Genomic DNA, 17,916 nt, shown 5'->3' with positions numbered 1-17,916 from the left:
CTAGCTTTGTACTCTAGTTGCCTTTTGAACTCATAAAAACCACAATCAGCAATGGCACTAGCTAAGCGATGATTCTTGAGCATCCCGGAGATATTCAAATCTTCGATAACTATTTCGCTGTGGTTCTTAGCTAACCAAGAAGTCAACTTATGCAGTGCATCTTGTCTGATATTAGCTATTCTTTTATGTAGTCTAGCTACTTTCAGATTAGCTTTGGTTCGATTACGAGAGCCTTGAAGCTTCCGACAGACTGAACGTTGTAAATGCGCTAATTTCCTCGCTTGCTGACGGTAAGCTTTCACATTTGGGAAAACGCTACCATCGGAACAAGTGGCTAAGGAGTTGATACCAATATCTACTCCGATCCGCTGTCTTGTTTTTGGAGATGGTTTGGCTTCTAGCTCGTATCTAAAACTGACATACCAATCCGAAGCTCTTTTGGTAACGGTAACGTTTTTGGGCTTAACGGCTGGTAGTATTTCGTGGCATCTCACCCATCCGAAAATCGGTAACTTGAGTCGGTTGCCACTCACCGCGATACTACCTTCTAAGTAGAAGCTATCTTTAATATTCTTCTTTTTGAATTTTGGTTGGCCTCTACCAGATACTTTAAAGAAATGCCCAAAAGCTTTGGATAAATTCCGCAACGCTTGTTGCGGAGCGCACTTGGATACTTCGTAGTACCACGGATTTGCTGATTTTACTTCTGCTACCAATCGCTTGTGAAGAGTGATGGCACTGGGTAGCTTTTCGTTTGCCGACAAAGCTTTCAAACAAATTTCTAATCCCCAATTCCAAGCGTGTCTGGCTACGCCTGCGTGTTTGGCTGCTAGGGTACGCTGTTGGTTGTTTAGATCGAGTTTTGTCTGGAAGCTGCTGAGCAATTTCTCTCAACTCCTCTACGATGCCAGCGATTTTTGTGACTGATGTTTCTCTTGAGGTGGCATAAACTTACTCATTTGTACATAATAGCGTCTTATTTGAGTAAGTTTAGGGATAAATAGGTAAATTTATCGCGGCTGTACCACCCCCTTCAGTCAGTTGCTAACTCCAGATGTTTTGGCATCCACCAAAGGGAAAAGGATTCTACACCTACTACCTCGTATTGGTCGTCAGCAGCATCGTACTTCCCTACAGTGCCAACTTTACCTTGATACTTACCTACAACCACCCGCACTTTTACTCCCGCCTGGAAAGGGGAATCAGCCGGAATGGGGTCATTGGGAACTTTAGGCCCGTTTTGGGGGGCGCGATTGGATGCAACCTTTCCTTTAGGGCGAGACTTTGAAAAGAAGGAACTGGTGGGGCCAAATCCTTTGGCTTTGGAAGAAGGTCGTTCTGTATTGGTAGCTGTTGGTGCTGCCGACTGCTGCTGACTGGAAAAATTTGCTTCGGCTGCCCCACCATCTTCAGGTGAAGTGGGACGAGTGGGGACGTTGCCACCGCCCGTGGGTGGTGGGTCGTCATCTCTTGAGCCATCATTTTTATCTGCGGAATTTCCGACATCTTCCGCACCGTTTTCCGCACCGTCGATAACGTCTGAAACTGGCTCTATCTCTGGCTCCGTTGGCTCATGCTCAGCGTAGTTCCGACAATTCCGACAATTTTCATCAAAATGAGGATCTTCCTCAACAAACACATCGGGTGGGGGACCAGTGTCCGGTAGAATGTGTCCCTCTTCACCGCTCTCTTTTGATGGGGTACCCGAAAATGGGGGGGTTGTCGGAATTGTCGGAATAACAACTACAGGAGTCTGTATCCCTTGCTCTGTCTGGATTTCTGGGCTACAGGTAGCTGCGGAAAAAGGTGCGGAATTTGTCGGAATTCCGCGCATAGATATTGGGATCGCTTTAATCAAAAACTTCTTGCTACCATCGTTCAAACGCTCCGCGACGCCATTGGCCACTAAAAGGGAGCAGTTTTGGCGGATTTGTGCTAAAGATGGTTTGGCAGACTTGGAACAACGACGGTACACCGCATTCTGGATCTGCACTTCATTTACTGCTGTCTGCTTCCGCAGCAAATACTGGTACATTTCCACCAGTTGTCCCGGAAGGGAGATCTCTTGTTCGTTGCGAGATTGCAGCAGGCGGTATTGCCCGATGTGGTACGTAATAGCGTAGATAGCCCGTTCTAGCGGCCCCACGCCAACGTAAAGCGATTCCGGTTTTAGCTCGTCTTCAAAACACAAATCCAAACAGTGCAGAAGCAGAGAAATTCGCAGCGTATAGCCGAGCATTTTCCCTAAAAACCCAGCAAGTGCGGGATTTTCATGTTCGTTTCGACGCTGTTCTCTTCTCAGTTTCGACCACCATTTCTTCCAAATTTCTTTTGCTTCTGGATTGAAATCGAGAATTACCGGCTCTAACAAACCATCTTCATCCGGTACTTGGTAACTTTCAGGTAGGAAATTCCTCAACCGTATATGCAGAGAGTGCAATTTGTCATACATTTGCTCCAGCATTAAGTAAACGGATACTTTGGAATCAGACCACTCATCAAAATTATCGGGAGTGGTGGGGATAGCTGGCAGAATTCTTGAGAGCAAACCATCTCCATCGTCTGCATCTGATGCTAGCTTTTTGGCTTTCTCTGGCTGCACTCCTCCTGTTAGTTGCAAGCAGAGTCGGTTGAACTCAAATGCGTCTTTTTGTTGGGAGCGTTCAAATTCCAGGTCGCTGGGTTTATTGAAGGTCTGCAATAATATTTGGCGCGTGTCTCCACCTTTATCCTTATACTGATCTAGCATTAAAAGGCGGATCAGTTCGTCGAAGGCTAAGGCGCAACCGGAGGAAGGAGGGAGTTCGGACATCCTCTTAAAGGCACCTTCCGGGCTACCCACTTCTATAATTTTCTTAGCTGGAGCGCCCTGCATTTCTTCTGAGAAGACGCGGGGGTTTTGGGGAGTGTTTTCTTTTTCTTCTTTTTCTTCTGGTGACATTCTATCCCAAGCGGCCTGTAACTTTTCGAGTTTGAGCAGCTGCTTTTTGTAAGCGTTCTTGGCTTTCTTGTAACGTTTTTGGATGGGAGCGAAAATCGCACTCATGGTCTGAGATTTTCCGGCGGAGGGAGGGGCAACAACCATAGTCCAGAAGATGGCAAATTCTCGCCAGTCATCTTCTTCTATGCTTCCTTCTTTTCCTCGGATTCCGATGTGAGCGCCTAATTGAATTCCCACGGCGGGAAGCAGCCATTGCCAGAAGAAAACGGGATCTACTCGGTCTGATTCTGATTTGGTGAGCAGTGCTTTGGCTAGGGGAAGCGGTAATGTTTTCCTCAAATCGAAGGAGTGTTGTCCGTAACCGATTAGTTTGGTGAATTGGTTTTTGTCTTCTTCTGCGGATAGTTGACGGCTGATTTGAGATTCGATTCCACTGGCTAGTTTTTCTAATCCAGGGAGGGGATATCCGGTGGTGTAGCTGTATTCGATTAGAAGAGCGCGTTGATGCTCGGCGTTGTTTGAAGAAGCTACAATTTGGGCTATGTCGTTGTAGAGCGTTGGTGGTGTTGGTTGTGGAGCGGTACGATCTTTACTGCGATCTGGTTCTCGATCTGAGCCAGCTCCATTGCTCGTGTTGTTGCTCTTAGGGAAACTACCGCCAGCGCCATTAAGAGCGTTGTCGTTGTCGAGATCGAGACCTGTTGAGTCGGCGCTATTCCCCGCATTGCTATAAGGGAAATTGCTGCTGCCGCTAGAATAGTTGCCTCCATTGCTGCCGCTGTAATTTCCTGAAGCACGGTTACTGTTGGTTCCTCTTGTGGGGAATTGTTGATTTCGCTGCCAAGCTTTGACGCAATTTTGGAGGGCGTCATCCGATAAGCAGGCTGTGGGATTCTTCTTTTGGGCTGACTTCCAAATCGCATCCAGTTCTCGCGCTGCTAAAGGAGGATTGCACCGACTGCCATAGTTGTCTAACAATCCGCGTGGGTCGCTGCTATAGGAGATGCCTAGATAGTCCAAACGTGCGGCGGTGCCGATTATGTCGCGGGCTAAGGCTGCTCCTGTGTTGTTGCGCGAGCCAGAGCCAGAGCCGTTGGCGATAAAGTATCGATGTTCTTTTGTGAGGCACAATTCTAGAGGAATTGCAATGCTAGACCACAACGGTTCTGGGGTTGGTGCGTCATGTGCTGCGGGCTGCGATCTCTGTGGGATTATGGATCTGAGTTCTACGTAGCTGTACTTTATGCCGCTGCTGCTGATAATCTGAGACTGCTGTCCGGTTTTGGTATGCAGCGCCCCCGCCAAGCGCATCACGCGACTGGGATTTTTGAGGCAGCGGTCTGCATCGGCATATTCTAGCAGGTCGGCTTGCAGGGAGCGCCACTCTTCCACGGTGCAGTCGTCAGCTAAAGTCCAGTAGTTGTGGATGCTCTTGCCGCCTGTATCGATTTGAATTGTGGGTTCTGGAAGTCCCAAGGACTGCCACAAGAATAGCTGAGTTTCTTTGTCTAGGTTGTCGTGTTCGTAGAAGATGGCACGCCCTTTTTGCACGTCGGCGTCCCGATGTCCGCCGCCGTTGACGACGAAGTAGCAGCCGTACCCTTTAGCTTGTAATTGTTCTATCTGGCTCCAGGGGAGGTCTGGTATTGTCGCTTCTAGCTTAGCGCCAAATCCTCCCTCCGGTTGGAAAAATCGCAGGTACACCGCATCTCCTCCAGTCCAGCCCAGCAATTCTAACTGGCGTAGAGCGGCGGCGCGTACTATTCCGGGCAATCCACTTTCTGAAAATTGAGCGACCATTACAGCACCTCCCCGTTGGTTGCAGAGGTGGTATTGGTGGTGGGGCCAAAAAGATTTTGGCCTTTGAGAGTATTAGCTTTTTTTGGTAAAAGCTCCATTCTGCCTTACTCCTAGCGTTTTTGGTGGACAGATGGAGTTGGAACCCTTTAAGCGCTCTTCAAGTATTGGCTAAGAAAATTCAAATAAGTCTCGTTATAGTGCAACACTTTTATCGCGTTATAAGGCAGAATGTAATTGCTAACTAAAACATTCTGTCTCGGCGCGTAAGTGTCGCGGACGCGAGTATTTGACGAGGAACCCTTAGCTTTGTAGTAAGAGCGGCGGTGTTCCAACTCTTTCAATCAATGCGGCTCCGGTGTATCACCGGGGCTGCACTCGTTTTTACGGGAGATCCTTAATTTCCTCCTTTATCGGTGACGTTTTTTAGTTTCAGCCTCAACAATTGCTGCTATTTGGGATAAAACCACTTATACAACGGATTTGGCTGAAAATCTTTTATTTGAAGATCTATTAAACTGCTTTAGAGCGAAAGCTGTCTTATCCCGGCTGTCTTATTTCTTAAGCAAGAGAACAACTCCCACTTTTCATGGAGTTACGAGAGAGCGAAATTGAACGTTGGAAGGGGTTGGTTTTCTATTTGACCTCGGTAGCTGGAAGCATGGATGCCACTGGCGCACCCCTAGTTAGCTTTTCCCAATGGGGGGTGATGGGTTGATAAGAGCAGTAGCACACCACAATTCGCTGGTCGATATCGAAAGATGAGAACTGGAGAATGCGAGATACTACCCAATCCCCGTCGCATCCGTGCGTAATTGAGCCGGAGCCTTCATTATCGGCATAGGAGCGAATTCGCTCTCCCACTTTGGGCAATTCACCGGAACAGTCCCAGTTTTCCCAAAGAATATCGGTCAAATTTCCAGACGGCAGCAACAAACGTTCCTCCCATCCGGGAGCGCTCATCCCGTCAGCTTTAAAAACAATCCAAGTTTCACTCATAGCGTTCGTCCTCGAATGAAGTTTGCTCACCCTCGAATACGCAATCGACTTTGAGAATCGGGTCGCTTGTGGGCTTAATTGCTTTTAGTTTCCATCCGTACTTCCGCTCCATATCCCGGCATTTCTGGGGGTCGGTTGCTGAATGGATGTTTTCTGGTTTTTTTGTCATCGATGGTATGGAGGGGCGCGAGTCTACTCTCGGTCGCCCAAGAGACGCGATCTCACGTCCTCAAGTCGTTTAATTTCTGCTTCCCACTCGCCGATCCAGTTTCGCAGCCGTTCCACTTCCTGCTGTTTAGATCGGCGCAAATTTTCCCTCTTAAGTTTGGCAAGCGATTCCAAAACATTTTCCAAGTCAGTTCGCGCATTTTTAAGTGTTAGGAGCTTTTGGGCAATGATTTCCTCAAACGCTTTCCCAGCACTTCTAAATCCTCAAGCGTTAAGGCAGGAATAACTCCCCTTGATAACGCTTCAATCAGCTCTGACTTGCTAACTCCTATCCGCTCGGCTTTTTGGCCTAAGCATTCCCAAGCCGTGTCTGTTAAGGTTAATGTTCGTTTTGATTTCAATTCATCCCAATAAACCGGGATGCCTTTCACTCTCTTTCTTCCTTCCTTTGACATAGCCGTGTGTTCTGCTCAAGTATAGCGGTATATTCTGCAATCCAAAAACGTTTGGATGTGAAGTATTGTGAACATACGGTTGTTCTGGTTGAGAATACCCGTATGTTCTGTTACCATGCTGTTGACACGGCTATTCTAGCCGTTTAGGTAGTCAAATAAATAGCCTAAAACGTCAGAAGCCAGCACCCTCTTTCCACGGACAGTGCTGGCTCTGGCCCCAACCATTACGAATTGGAGGCTTTACCATCATGCCAACAATCACATCCCCGGTACAACACTGGGGAAGTTTGCTTTCAACTCACTACGAAGGATTCTGGATTTTCGTTAACCAGCAGAAAGATGGTTGCTCAAGGACGATCGTCTTGCCCCATCGCCTCAGATGTAGCAGTCCCATCGGACAGTGCTGGCAGTCCAAAGCCCAAGCCATAGCAAACGCCCAGCAGTTTATCGATGGAGGGCGTTGCGATGCCTGACGATTTCCCCTGCTGGCTTAGAGGCCGTGCCAGGACTGTAGCCGAAGCGCTGCTACAAGATGGCTTTTTCTATTGCGGCCATGCCGACGATTTCTGTGAATCCCCCGACCTGGAAACCGTAGGGGATTGGTTCGTCGGAGGCAGCTACCAATTCCCAGGATTCGATGCAATTTGCGATGGGGCGCTGTTCTTCAAAGACTATTCGGATAACTCCTCTTCGCTTACAGAAGAAGAATTTGGACGCATCAAACAGCTAATTTCCCAAACGCAATTAGCTTGGGATACCTGCTCAAATGCTGGCCAGTTGTGCTTGCCGGGGGTAGCCTAATGAAACTTCATTTAAACGATCGTCAAAAACAAGACCTGGCCATCTTACTTTTGACCGCGATTCGTGAAGACTGCCCCAACCTTTCAAAGGCCAATTACGACTACTTAGGCTATCCTCTTTCGACTCGGATGCTAGAGGAACTTTCTTACAAGTCCCCCGATGAATACCTCCGATTGACAAGGATTCTGCTTTCCGAAGTTGGACGGGGCAGCGGTAAAGCGGTGGAGGTAGCCAGTGCTTAAACTCACCCCAGAACAAGCCAAACTGAAGCCTCGATCGCTAACTGAAATCCGGCTCACCCCAGAGCAGTGCAAGCGCCAAGAAACCTTCTACAAAACGACCCTCGCAACCGGAGTTTGCACCGCATCCCAAGCCCTGCTGTTAGCCCGGATGCTTTTGCAGGATGAACTGCTCGGATTGGACGCCAGGACACCCGCACAGCAGCAGCTAGCGAAAGAGTTTGCGTTTGCGATATCGGAGGTACGGCGATGAACATCGCTTACATCCGAGCAAAGGTAAAGGCATACCCAAGAGCCACACCTACCCAACAAATACAGATTATCCGAGATATCGGAGTCGCCGCAGGACTGCTGAGAGCCCGCGACCAAAACCGATATCTTCCACCAGCCAAAGCTGACGAGGTACGGCGTTGGCTGAGGGACAACCAAGTGATGCTCAAACTACCGCCTGTGGAGGTTTAGATGCTGCAATTCGACCCAACTAAAGGACATTCCGCTCTTTATGTAGCAGACCACATTGCGCGAATTGAGGAACGGCACGTCGGCAACCAAAGGCTGATTTCAGATTCTATGTGGCGGATAGCTTCGCACTGCGATTTACCAGACCTGAACAACCAACTAACCCCAGAACAAACGAAAGAAGTTGAGCGATTCATCGCAGATTTTAAAGCCAACCATTATCGGTTAGTTGAGCGGTACAAAGGGCGCGACGTTAGGTTTTCTTAGTAATTTCTCACGAGCAATCGACGGAGACGAAACCAATGGCTGAAAAATCACTCAAGCAAATGAGCGAGTCGGAGATTAGGGCTCAAATACAACTAATCAAGGACAAACCTGAAAAAGACAAAACAGCAGCCGATTATCGGGAAATCACGAAACTCACAAATGAACTAACCGCGAGGCACAAAACGGAACTTAAGAGGCTAACAAAGCTAAAAGGCAAATTTGAAAAGCTCGCATCCGAATTGAATCCCGAACTGGACAAAAACCAACCATGACAACTACCACCCACAACAAACAGACAAAAGACATCTTAGACTGGCTTGAATTCCTCATCGGAACATACTTGGAAGATAACGACCAGGACTTCTTTCGCGAAACAGACCGCCTATACGATGGGTCGGGCAACTTAGGTAATTTTGCCAAAAGATTCTGCAATCGCTTTCGGGAAGAAACCGAAGCCTGGGAGTTCCCCCGCAACCTGCGCGATGTGAACTGGATAGCACTAGGCCAGTACATCGAATCCAAAGTCATCGATCGCTAAAAAGTTCAACCCCAGAGCCATGAACTCTGGGGCTTGCGCCATTTGTAGGAGATTGCACAATGCTACGAATAGCCACCAAATATCCTAGCCCCGAAATGATGGAACAAGCGATCGAAGTTAACCAGGAAATCGATCGTCAGTTAATCACCATTGATGAATTCACCGCATACTGGCGAGTCACTTACGCAGAACTTGCACAATTGACCAGCACCAGCGTCAACACGGTAAAAGCTTGGTTCGGTTCCAGGCAAATCAGCCCCACTTTCGAGCATCGGTATCGGCTAACCCGAATTCATAATTCATGGATGAAAGGAAGGTAATTCATACCGATTATGACTTTGGTTAACTGGTTAACCAATTACTACCACCTTAACCGGGTGGTTTTTTATTATCTAAATGTGGCTACCAACTAACGCCAAGAAAAACCAGATTTAGGCGTTAGTAGGCAAGCTCTTCTTGTGGGAATTTGACCCCATTAAAACCACTTCAGTCTTAAGTCAATCAAAGCTTTCAAGGATTTTAATCATGTTCAGCGACTCTATTGGCGCTACCCAATTTCTGACGCCTATCGTCTCAACTTACCAACCTTTACCAACAGGATTCGACGGCGGGTACGGCAGTGCCAAACTGATTGTAGAATCGGCGGAAGTTCGCATTCCAAGCTACGTTCAGCCATTGCACAAGGAAATCTACGAAATTCCCGAAAGCGACGCCGGAAGTCTAATCGAGTACGTTAGTGGCGAGCGCTCTGACCTCCTTGGCACTCGCTGGTTCGGGGGAGTACCCGCTTACTTGAACAATCCGGAGGGGCATCTGCGTGTAGTAGACGATCGCAGGGGGAAAACCAAGTTCGGACTGCAATTACTCCTAGCTGCGTTGGGTTCTCTGCCCTACCGGGCTAACTGGAATCTAGCCCTAGTCGCTTCAATTCAAGACGCCCAAGCACTAGGGGCAGAATTGCGAGAGTCTTTGCGGGGCAATCACTCAATTCGCATCAATGGGAAGCAGGTTTCAACTGTCGATATAAAAGTGCTTTCTGTTGTTGAGGAAGGTTCGGGAGCGATCGCCCAATCCATCATGTCAGGCATTGTGCAGTCCAATGCACAGACAATCTTGCTTGACATCGGACATGGCACTATCATCAGTTCCCTGTTTGGCCAAAAGGGTAAATTAATCAGCCGCGACGTGAAGCGCCTGGGCGTAGATATTCTGACCGAAGCCATCGCCAAAAACCTCGAAACCCGCCGTCAATTGACCGGGGAGGGCGATCGCCAGATTATTCGCAGTGCGATCGAAAACGGAAGTTTCAACTACGGTACAACGGGCTGGAACTTCCGCCAAATTTACAATGCAGAGTTACCGCACTGGGTACAAAGCGCACTATCACCAGCACTCAAAGCCGTTGCCCCTTGGCGTGCGACTTCCGACGCCGTGATTGCTTGCGGCGGTGGTTCTCAACTTCCGGCGATCGCACAGCTGTTAGCCAAGCAAGGTATTTCAGTATCCAGCGATGGAGCCTGGGCGAACTGCCGGGGACTGGTGAAAATCGCTCAAATTAAGCTGCAACGGAGGGCTGGTTAATGGCAGGCACTACCACCAGCAAGCGGGTATCGATTAAGGATTTTCACCTGCCCTTCCTCATAGAAATTGGCCAGCAGATTGAGACTGACGACCTAAGCGAAATTGTTAATCACGCCATCACTCAATTGAAGTTGTTGACCAAAGGGAACCCCGCACAAGCAGCACAGATACCTTCTGTGCAGTCCCAAAGATCGACTGTGGCGATTGCACAGACCGATGACGACCTAGCCGCTTCACTTTCAGGACTCTTGGAGGGCTAACAATGACTCGATTGTTACTCACCGCACTAGGCAGCGGCTTTATCACCACGCTAATCGCCTACCTCTGTGAGCTTCAGATTGAATACGTTTTCCTCTTTTGGTTGCTGGCCAGTTTGAGCGCTTTCATCTCTGCTTATCTGACCGAAACCAGGGCCAAAAGAATCCGGCAGCGCCACACATTCTACGAACTGGAAGAAGCCAAAACCCGCCTCGCTCAACGCTACGCAGAATCACCGCACAAGCAGCACCTTTTGGTAGTTCTCAACGAACTGGAGGACGAAATCAATGGATACTGAACGCAAAAAACTTTCGCTCAAACCCATCTTCATAGCTGGCGGCGCAGTCGTTTCGCTGTTCGCTTTGGGGCTAATTCTGAAAACCATCGGCAGCATGACCTTTGGCGAACCTTCCTCGATGGGAGAAGCCACAACTATCACTCTGAAACAAGCAACAATTGCACCGCCAGCAGCAGAGCCCAACCTACCCGAATCCGCTCAAGTTCTGCGAAATTCTGCCTGGAACGAAGTGCAGGCCAAATGCGGAACCCAATTAAAGCAAGCCTTTGGTGAATTCGACGAACAGCTAGAAATCGCACGGGCGCAACTTTGGCTTCTTAAAGCGCGAGGCGAAAGCCAAAAAACCAACGGTAAGAAATCCGAATACGAGTGGCTAGTCAACAATGCCTACCTGGGTTTCGCTGCTGAAATTCAGCAGTTGACCAAATCGGGACAGATGGGTACAGACGGGCGAACCATCAAAGCTTACCGAGATCGACGCGGAGCCCTGCTCGACATTGCAGAAGCTGTCAGCAACACGGGCAGTCCCCTCACGCCGAACGTCCCCACACTTTCGTTGAATCGGGCGATCGACTCCTGTTACCAAGCGGCTTCCGACTACAACGCGCTGCGGGAAAATGCAGCTGAATCAGCCCGAAACTCCTCCCCAGAGCCAAAAACCAAAACAGCAGAACCAACTCAAACCCAAACCGAGCAAACCGAACAAACAGATGGTGAGGAGGCGCAATAATGCTCAACATTAAACTACCCTCACCACTAGCGAAGGGACTGGCGATCGCAACTTTAGGTATCGGTTGCCCTCTGATGCTCTACGCTTCCACTTTCCCCACTCGCGCCTGGTGTGACGTGCAGCAGAACGGTACTTCCGTTACGGCCACCCCAATAGGTCAAAAGTCCGATTTCTATTGGTTTCTGGTTGGGTTGGGCGTCGCCCAAGGTTTCGCGGCTTGGCAGCTTTATCGAGCAGTTTTTGAAGCCAAATCCACCACCGAAACTGCTGGCTCTCTGCCTGCCAGCACTCTACAAGAAGTTGGTGCGATGCCAGCTTGGACTGCGCCGACGCCTGTGCGAGAGGAGATCGCCTATACCGTCCCAATTAGCTCTACCATTCCGGTTCAGGTTACCCCCGAAGCCTGGGGAGGCTCCGGAGAGCGCGATTACTCTGCCCCCACCCCAGGCGAAAAACAGGTTGATACTGCCTGGTTCACTCGCGCCAGAGGCTACAAGTTAGTCCAAATTTTCGGCGGTCAGGGTAGCGGCAAGTCAACGCTTGCCAAGGCTCTAGTTCGCGAACGAGTAGCGAAAGGTCACTACGTCGAGGTCTGGGACGTTCACCGGGACGCTATGAACTGGATTGGCCTGCCTGTCTATGGCGGGGGCATGAACTACAAAGCCGTGGATGAGCGCATGAAGTGGGCGCACAAACTGATCGAAAGCCGATATCAGGAAATCGACCAGAAGGGCGAGGATAACTGCAACTTCCAGCCCGTGACGATCGTGGTAGAAGAACTTACCAACATGGCCAAACGCTGCGAAGCTTCCGACGACTTTTACGAAGCCGCGCTGTCAGACATTCGCAAAGTGAGTGTATTCGTACTCTTCATAAGCCACGATCGAACTCTCGCAGCATCCGGCGGAAGTAAGGGCTTAGCCCGTGCCAGAGATGCTTCCATGCTGGAAATCGAACTGTTCGCCTCTTCAGATCCGACCACTGGCGAAGAACGGCCAACCGGGAAGGGCAGGATGAAGCTGCCGGGTGAAGCGCAGGAAAAAATCGATATCGAGATTGCGCCCTGGATGATGGTTCCCAAAGGCTTCGATTATCGTTCGGTGATGCCGCAACAGCGTTCAGAAAGCGTTCAATCCGACCCCGAACAAACGGAATCCCGAACCCCTGAACCCACTCTGAACGAAAGCCGAACCCTCTCACCAGATAAGGATTACAGCGATTCTGAACCTGCCGAAAATCAAGTTGAACTTGAGGAGGGGGACGCAAATTTTATAGCGGAACTGGGCTTAGAAACAGACGAAGCCAAGTTGAACCGCATTAACCAACTGAAAGCAGCGGGACTGAATCAAGAGCAAATTATCTTGGCCATCTGGGGAGCTAAAAAGGGTGGCAGCAAAGCTTACCGAACAGCGCTAGACGAGTACAAACGATTGACGCACGAAGGATAGGGACATGAGCAGAGATAAAAACATCATCCAGAACTTATGGGACGAGGCAAGCGAAGGGGACTTCCTGAGCTTCTGGAAGTGGTTCGCGATATTCCTCCTCTTCTGTTCTTATTTAGGGATTGGTGGATTTTGGGGCGGACTCCAGGGGCGGCAGTGCAACGCTTGGGGCAATACCCTAGAACAGCAGGTATTTGCAAGCGCTCGCCGGGGTGGGTGCTTTGTGCGTGGCGTGTTTGAAGTTGTGTTCCCGCAACCAAAACCCCAACCAAAACGCCCGGTAGTGAGGCCACGGCGATGATTAATCGATTGTTCCAGTTGGTGGCGTCACTCGTTCTGCTTTCGTTGCTGATTGGAATTGTGGGTGCTGCAATGAGTGGAAGCGATCGCGCTTTCGATATTCGCCCCATCATCGCCTGGTGGAGCGGTCTGGGCAGCACCACTATCAAAGCGGCGAGTAAGGCAGGTGTTGACAGAGGCGAAAACCCCGAACCGATTAACAAGGTAGTAGGCAGTGCTCTAGAGCGCGGTAAATCTAAGGTGCAACAGAATCTGAAAAAATCTGGAGCGTCGATCGCACAACCGCGCAGCGATACCGGGAAGCCAGATGCTCGGTTGGCAGTTTGTAAGAATGGTTCGATCAAGAGCCAAAGCGCAAGGGACTTACCGCTAGGACTGGCGCTCAAACTCAAGCAGGAAATTGACAGCGGTAAAAAATTTAGGTCATTAATCGAAGTGCAAGCCCGTTTAGGTCAGCCAGCCTGCAACGAACAAACCAAATGGCGCTACTTAGTTGATGGCAACCGGGCGCTCGACGCCACACAAACCAAGGGTTCCGTAACTTTCCGCTTCACCAATTTCTAACCAATCTCTCAAAGAAAACCCCCGGCGCTGACCGGGGGAACAAGTTTAAAGCATTCTGAATATGACTCACAAAACAGTTGTAGTGGAGGGCAGAACAGACCCCCCTCAAGTTGGCACGCCTGAATTTAAGGAATATGTCGATCGCTACGGTGACCCCTCACTCGACGATTACGAACAAGCAGAACGGATTAAGCAGACTCTAATCTGGCTCAACTCCAATCCAGCAGACCGGGCAGCAAGGGAACTTGAGGAGAAGTTAACCGCACCAATTCGCGAACTCCAAACCAGACTCGAAAGCTTTGAACAAGCGTGGCTTTCTGTGGAGTGGAGCAAGGTTCAGCAGCGCACAAATTTAACCCTGCTTTGGCTAATTTTCGCTTGTCTGGTTTACATCAACGTCATCCACCCAAGCTTAAAAATCGCCAGCGCCCCAACCAACTTTATTCGCGGCGCAGTCGGTGGGGTATTATCCAAAATCCCCGTAGTCGGCAACGCACTTCACTCGAATAAGAACGGCGATTCTCTCAAGCTCTCTGGCCACTGGGGCGAAAAAGCAGGAAGAGGAGACAAATTCGCTGGTGGGAGAAGAATTGCCGGCTCTCCTTGGGGACTAAGAGAAAAACCATGTCCCACTTGCAGCAAGTTCCACCGGGGTCAAGATGTCCCTATGCCCATCGGTACGCCTTTGTACGCAGTGGGGAAAAGGGGCGAAAAGGTGACTGTAAAATGCTCTGCAACCAACTCTTCGGGCGGGCTGGTCGGGTACAATACCGCGCCCAGTCTTGGTAATGTCACTCTCTCCGTAGCACACCTAAGTCGCAGCAAACAAGGTACTTACACAGCCGGAGAAGTTTGGGGAGCTAGTGGCAATTCGGGCGCATCGACTGGGCCACACGGTCACTTTGCAGAGAAGGTCGATGGCGTTTTAGTTCCGCCGCGTCGGTTTGGCATTGAAGCATTCCTGACTGGAAAGACGTTGGAGGGGCTAAAATGAGCGATCGCCGCAAGCTCCAAGAAATCGAACATCCGCTTGATTATTCGTTGTGGGTAACGCTGCTGCTAATGGGGTGCGTGGCAGCAGTCGCCGTGCCGGATTATATAGGGGCAGGTATCCAGGGATTGACTAAATCGGCAACCAGTTTGCCGGGTAAGGCAGTGGAAGGACTGCGATCGCAACTTCCTTCCTGGCTTCCCGGCAGCACCAAAAACGTATATGGCAGCTATACCCTGCCCAGCAAGTTGGAGCCGGAGTTCATCAAAGAAGTAGAAGCGATCGCCAAACGAATCGGCACTAAGCCGGAGTGGATACTGGCCGTAATGGGCTTCGAGACTGGCGGGACATACTCTCCTTGTAAGCAAAATTTCATCGGCGCGACAGGACTAATTCAGTTCATTCGACCAACAGCCAGAGCGCTCGGAACCTCGACTGACGAACTTTGCGGCATGAACCGACTGGAGCAACTGAAGTGGGTGGAAAAGTATTACAGCCCATTCAAAGGAAAGCTAAACAACCTGGAAGATACCTACGCAGCTGTGCTGACAGGTAGAACTGGATGGGGACGTGGAGCGGTGTGGCGTGCTGGCAGTATTGAGTACCGCCAAAACAGAGGGCTTGACATCAACCGCGATGGGGCAATCACGATGCAAGAAGCTGCCGCCAAAGTCCGCTCCTACCTCCCCTCGCTCGCCTCTTATCGCTCTGAGCGAGGCTCTTGATTTGGGCGCTACCGCTTTGATAGGTAAGTGGCAGCAGTTCCAGGGGAAATGATTTTACCCAATCTAGACGCAAATCTATACACGACCCAAGCAACGATGACGCTTGGGCATTTTGCGATTACCTTTTTTTGATACAGTGAAAGCAAGCCCGGTTCGCCAACTTTCCAAGAATGCTCTGTATCAAATAAAGGATGCCAAAAATGTGGCTCAGGTACGGCGTTTCTCCGGATAAAACATTGGTGTCGATCGAAGACGTTCCAAGCGGTAAGACTCAGCTAAGGTGTCCCTACTGTGATGGCGAACTGACCGCGAAGAAGGGACGCCGGAAAGAACATCACTTCGCGCATACCAACGAAACTTGCCGGGAAGTAGATCGCGATAGTCGCTCTGTTCCTTACTTACCCCTGTACGACAACTTCAATATCTGGCTGACGGGCAAGGAACTCCAGCAACTTAAAGACCTCTGGAACCGCTACAGAATCAAGGATAAAGGTATTCACGAAAGCCTTGTTCCAAAAATCTTAATTAAAGAAAAACTACTAGAGCGCAATACATATCGATACGGTGGCGAATATCAGTTTACAAAGCTGGGCAAGATACCAGTTGGCGCATTATCTTTGCTGCTGTTCAACCAAGTTCAAGAGCCAATGCTGCTGGAGAAGTTACAGCAGTTGGAGAATCTCGCGCAAACTGCTTATTTGGAAAACTCTCCATTATTCAATCAGCAGTTGCGAGACTTGCAAATTTATCGGGCTGAATTTCGCAAAATACTAGCTAATACTCTTTACTACCTGCAAGTCGATACTGGCGAAACAACCATTTACAAAATCGGCGTTACGCAGCGCAATCTCTCTGAAAGATTAGTTGAGATTGAACGAGATTTACGCTCGCATTTTCAATCTTTTTCAGTCAAAGTCTTGGGCGAATGGCCGCATCGTGGGAACGTCGAAAAATATTTCAAACATCGCTATTCGTTCTTTCAAACAAAAATCGGGGATTTAACTGAATATTTTGCCTTTCCCGACAAGGAAGCCAAGACCGTACTGCGCGATTTACGGCGGATGGAGCCAAAAAGTTTATCAAAAATTGAGGTAGGCATCCTGGCTGGTGAACCCAGTCAAACCGAAAATTTGATTGCAGAACGAGAGCTTGCTAATAGACGCTCGCAAGCAATAAAAACGGGTATGGAGCGTGCTAAAAACTGGGGGCAGCACGTTGGGCGACCTCCCGTTGGCGAATCGGCTCTTGAGTTTTTAGCAAAGCCTTCATCCCAAAAAGTCATTCAAGCTTTGTCGCAAGGATTGTCATTGCGATCTTCGGCGGAACAGGCAGGGGTTGCAGTCAATACAGTACGCAAGGTTCAAAAGTGCATCAAAACCGAAAATCCCCAAAACAGTAGGCTTATAAATACCGAATTTATCACATAAATCGAACGTATATTCGCCAAATCATTCGGTTGTCCAACTGCGAATATGAGGGATAAAATTCTGATTTTTCTATGCTAAAACCTTTAACCTCTAACTGCTCCACCAACATCGATAAATCCTCGCGCAGACCTTCGATAATAGAGAAACAAACCGATTTTGTTTTTGAGGTTGAGGCTGAAAGCTCTGCACGCTCGTCACCTTCATTTTGGAGAAAAAAATTGACCTCGACATTCCAGTCAGATTCCTCGGCATCAAACAGTTTATTAAAGTAAAAGTCCGATGATTTTATCTGAAATCCCTTAGATTCAAATTGTTCTATTAACGCTGACAAATCCTCGCGAGTGCCTTTGATGTTGGCACCGCAAATATTCGTAGTGTCTGCTAATCTTTTCGGTGGAAAATACATGGCTGCTCTTTAATTTATCAAGCTCTCAACAGAAAGAATACCCCTGGCACGTCCATATTCACAAGCCCAATGTGACATCGCGCTAGGGGCGTTTGTTTCGCGCTGTGGATTTATAAGTTGAATCTTCTCTGCGCTGCGATGTACAGCGTCGTTGCGATCGCCTTCCAGCTTTCCGTATTATCGGGGTCAACTTCCTCTACTCGCTCCCGTGCCGTTTTCAAAGTCCAATATATAAGCTACATTCGGTCATACCCTTTATTTGATATAGCACATCGAGCGCAATTTTTCTTTAAAAGTTATAACCAGATTATTTTCTCGCAGATCGAATAAAGGATAGCCTCAACACCCGCTCGAACTTGACTACCAGTAAACTACTCTTGTCAAGCTATTCCAAACACTATGTAAGTTCGCATATTTGGCTTGGGGGTTTGGGGGTATCCCCCCAACAAGCTGTGACGGCGACTGATTATTTTACGAAGGAAGAGATGTACATACCGCCACTGCTTGCTCCCCAGAAGACCAAGATT

The 17,916-nt window shown here is 49.1% G+C and carries 24 protein-coding genes; 18 read left to right on the top strand and 6 right to left on the bottom strand.

Annotated elements, in window-relative coordinates:
• The 5 genes from H6G03_RS28045 to H6G03_RS28025 form a co-directional block, all read right to left on the bottom strand.
• Positions 1 to 884: RNA-guided endonuclease InsQ/TnpB family protein (locus tag H6G03_RS28045; protein WP_190471981.1), on the bottom strand; the 884-nt coding region annotated here is incomplete at its 3' end.
• A gap of 149 nt (positions 885 to 1,033) precedes the next feature.
• Positions 1,034 to 4,741, bottom strand: a complete 3,708-nt coding sequence (locus H6G03_RS28040; protein ID WP_190471978.1) for a DUF3987 domain-containing protein — start codon at positions 4,739 to 4,741, stop codon at positions 1,034 to 1,036.
• Between the two features lie 633 nt (positions 4,742 to 5,374).
• Positions 5,375 to 5,737 (bottom strand): hypothetical protein, encoded by a 363-nt coding sequence (locus tag H6G03_RS28035; RefSeq protein ID WP_190471975.1) that lies wholly within the window; start codon positions 5,735 to 5,737, stop codon positions 5,375 to 5,377.
• Complete coding sequence (locus H6G03_RS28030) at positions 5,730 to 5,906, bottom strand: hypothetical protein (RefSeq protein WP_190471973.1); 177 nt, start codon at positions 5,904 to 5,906, stop codon at positions 5,730 to 5,732. The genes H6G03_RS28035 and H6G03_RS28030 overlap by 8 nt, the downstream gene beginning before the upstream one ends.
• 208 nt (positions 5,907 to 6,114) lie before the next feature.
• Positions 6,115 to 6,360 (bottom strand): hypothetical protein, encoded by a 246-nt coding sequence (locus H6G03_RS28025; RefSeq protein ID WP_190471970.1) that lies wholly within the window; start codon positions 6,358 to 6,360, stop codon positions 6,115 to 6,117.
• A gap of 248 nt (positions 6,361 to 6,608) precedes the next feature.
• Here H6G03_RS28025 and H6G03_RS28020 point away from each other — a divergent pair, with 248 nt between their 5' ends.
• From H6G03_RS28020 to H6G03_RS27935, 18 genes are all read left to right on the top strand, one after another.
• Positions 6,609 to 6,833, top strand: a complete 225-nt coding sequence (locus H6G03_RS28020) for a hypothetical protein (protein ID WP_190471966.1) — start codon at positions 6,609 to 6,611, stop codon at positions 6,831 to 6,833.
• Entirely contained in the window at positions 6,826 to 7,161 is a 336-nt protein-coding gene (locus tag H6G03_RS28015) for a hypothetical protein (protein ID WP_190471963.1), read from the top strand. The genes H6G03_RS28020 and H6G03_RS28015 overlap by 8 nt, the downstream gene beginning before the upstream one ends.
• Positions 7,161 to 7,403, top strand: a complete 243-nt coding sequence (locus H6G03_RS28010; protein WP_190471960.1) for a hypothetical protein — start codon at positions 7,161 to 7,163, stop codon at positions 7,401 to 7,403. The genes H6G03_RS28015 and H6G03_RS28010 overlap by 1 nt, the downstream gene beginning before the upstream one ends.
• A complete protein-coding gene (locus tag H6G03_RS28005) occupies positions 7,396 to 7,653 on the top strand; it encodes a hypothetical protein (RefSeq protein ID WP_190471957.1) in 258 nt (85 codons plus the stop codon). The genes H6G03_RS28010 and H6G03_RS28005 overlap by 8 nt, the downstream gene beginning before the upstream one ends.
• Entirely contained in the window at positions 7,650 to 7,862 is a 213-nt protein-coding gene (locus tag H6G03_RS28000; RefSeq protein ID WP_190471955.1) for a hypothetical protein, read from the top strand. The genes H6G03_RS28005 and H6G03_RS28000 overlap by 4 nt, the downstream gene beginning before the upstream one ends.
• Positions 7,863 to 8,126: a hypothetical protein gene (locus H6G03_RS27995; RefSeq protein ID WP_190471950.1), complete on the top strand. Its 264-nt coding sequence runs from the start codon at positions 7,863 to 7,865 to the stop codon at positions 8,124 to 8,126.
• 35 nt (positions 8,127 to 8,161) lie between these two features.
• The gene (locus H6G03_RS27990; RefSeq protein WP_190471947.1) at positions 8,162 to 8,398 is read left to right on the top strand and encodes a hypothetical protein; all 237 of its coding nucleotides are present in this window, start codon (positions 8,162 to 8,164) and stop codon (positions 8,396 to 8,398) included.
• On the top strand, positions 8,395 to 8,664 hold the full coding sequence (locus H6G03_RS27985) for a hypothetical protein (protein WP_190471944.1): 270 nt from the start codon (positions 8,395 to 8,397) through the stop codon (positions 8,662 to 8,664). Before H6G03_RS27990 ends, H6G03_RS27985 begins: the two co-directional genes overlap by 4 nt.
• 59 nt (positions 8,665 to 8,723) lie before the next feature.
• Entirely contained in the window at positions 8,724 to 8,984 is a 261-nt protein-coding gene (locus H6G03_RS27980; protein ID WP_190471942.1) for a hypothetical protein, read from the top strand.
• Positions 8,985 to 9,189: 205 nt separating this feature from the next.
• On the top strand, positions 9,190 to 10,245 hold the full coding sequence (locus tag H6G03_RS27975; protein WP_190471940.1) for a ParM/StbA family protein: 1,056 nt from the start codon (positions 9,190 to 9,192) through the stop codon (positions 10,243 to 10,245).
• Positions 10,245 to 10,505, top strand: coding sequence for a hypothetical protein (locus H6G03_RS27970; protein WP_190471938.1), 261 nt, complete (start codon positions 10,245 to 10,247; stop codon positions 10,503 to 10,505). Before H6G03_RS27975 ends, H6G03_RS27970 begins: the two co-directional genes overlap by 1 nt.
• Positions 10,506 to 10,507: 2 nt before the next feature.
• Positions 10,508 to 10,801 (top strand): hypothetical protein, encoded by a 294-nt coding sequence (locus H6G03_RS27965; RefSeq protein WP_190471935.1) that lies wholly within the window; start codon positions 10,508 to 10,510, stop codon positions 10,799 to 10,801.
• Positions 10,791 to 11,531 carry a hypothetical protein gene (locus tag H6G03_RS27960; protein WP_190471932.1) on the top strand — a complete coding sequence of 247 codons (741 nt, stop codon included), beginning with the start codon at positions 10,791 to 10,793 and terminating at the stop codon, positions 11,529 to 11,531. Before H6G03_RS27965 ends, H6G03_RS27960 begins: the two co-directional genes overlap by 11 nt.
• The gene (locus H6G03_RS27955) at positions 11,531 to 12,979 is read left to right on the top strand and encodes an ATP-binding protein (protein ID WP_190471929.1); all 1,449 of its coding nucleotides are present in this window, start codon (positions 11,531 to 11,533) and stop codon (positions 12,977 to 12,979) included. Before H6G03_RS27960 ends, H6G03_RS27955 begins: the two co-directional genes overlap by 1 nt.
• Before the next feature lie 294 nt (positions 12,980 to 13,273).
• Positions 13,274 to 13,840, top strand: coding sequence for a hypothetical protein (locus H6G03_RS27950; RefSeq protein WP_190471927.1), 567 nt, complete (start codon positions 13,274 to 13,276; stop codon positions 13,838 to 13,840).
• Positions 13,841 to 13,901: 61 nt separating this feature from the next.
• Entirely contained in the window at positions 13,902 to 14,834 is a 933-nt protein-coding gene (locus H6G03_RS27945; protein WP_190471923.1) for a M23 family metallopeptidase, read from the top strand.
• Positions 14,831 to 15,556 carry a hypothetical protein gene (locus tag H6G03_RS27940; protein WP_190471920.1) on the top strand — a complete coding sequence of 242 codons (726 nt, stop codon included), beginning with the start codon at positions 14,831 to 14,833 and terminating at the stop codon, positions 15,554 to 15,556. Before H6G03_RS27945 ends, H6G03_RS27940 begins: the two co-directional genes overlap by 4 nt.
• A gap of 191 nt (positions 15,557 to 15,747) precedes the next feature.
• Complete coding sequence (locus tag H6G03_RS27935) at positions 15,748 to 16,983, top strand: GIY-YIG nuclease family protein (RefSeq protein ID WP_242060483.1); 1,236 nt, start codon at positions 15,748 to 15,750, stop codon at positions 16,981 to 16,983.
• Here H6G03_RS27935 and H6G03_RS27930 read toward each other — a convergent pair.
• Positions 16,976 to 17,389: a hypothetical protein gene (locus H6G03_RS27930; RefSeq protein WP_190471917.1), complete on the bottom strand. Its 414-nt coding sequence runs from the start codon at positions 17,387 to 17,389 to the stop codon at positions 16,976 to 16,978. The two genes, H6G03_RS27935 and H6G03_RS27930, sit on opposite strands and share 8 nt — an antisense overlap.
• Between the last annotated feature and the right edge of the window lie 527 nt (positions 17,390 to 17,916).

The organism is Aerosakkonema funiforme FACHB-1375, from assembly GCF_014696265.1.
Classification (GTDB): Bacteria; Cyanobacteriota; Cyanobacteriia; order Cyanobacteriales; family Aerosakkonemataceae; genus Aerosakkonema; species Aerosakkonema funiforme_A.
This window is presented reverse-complemented; position numbering and strand designations above follow the sequence as displayed.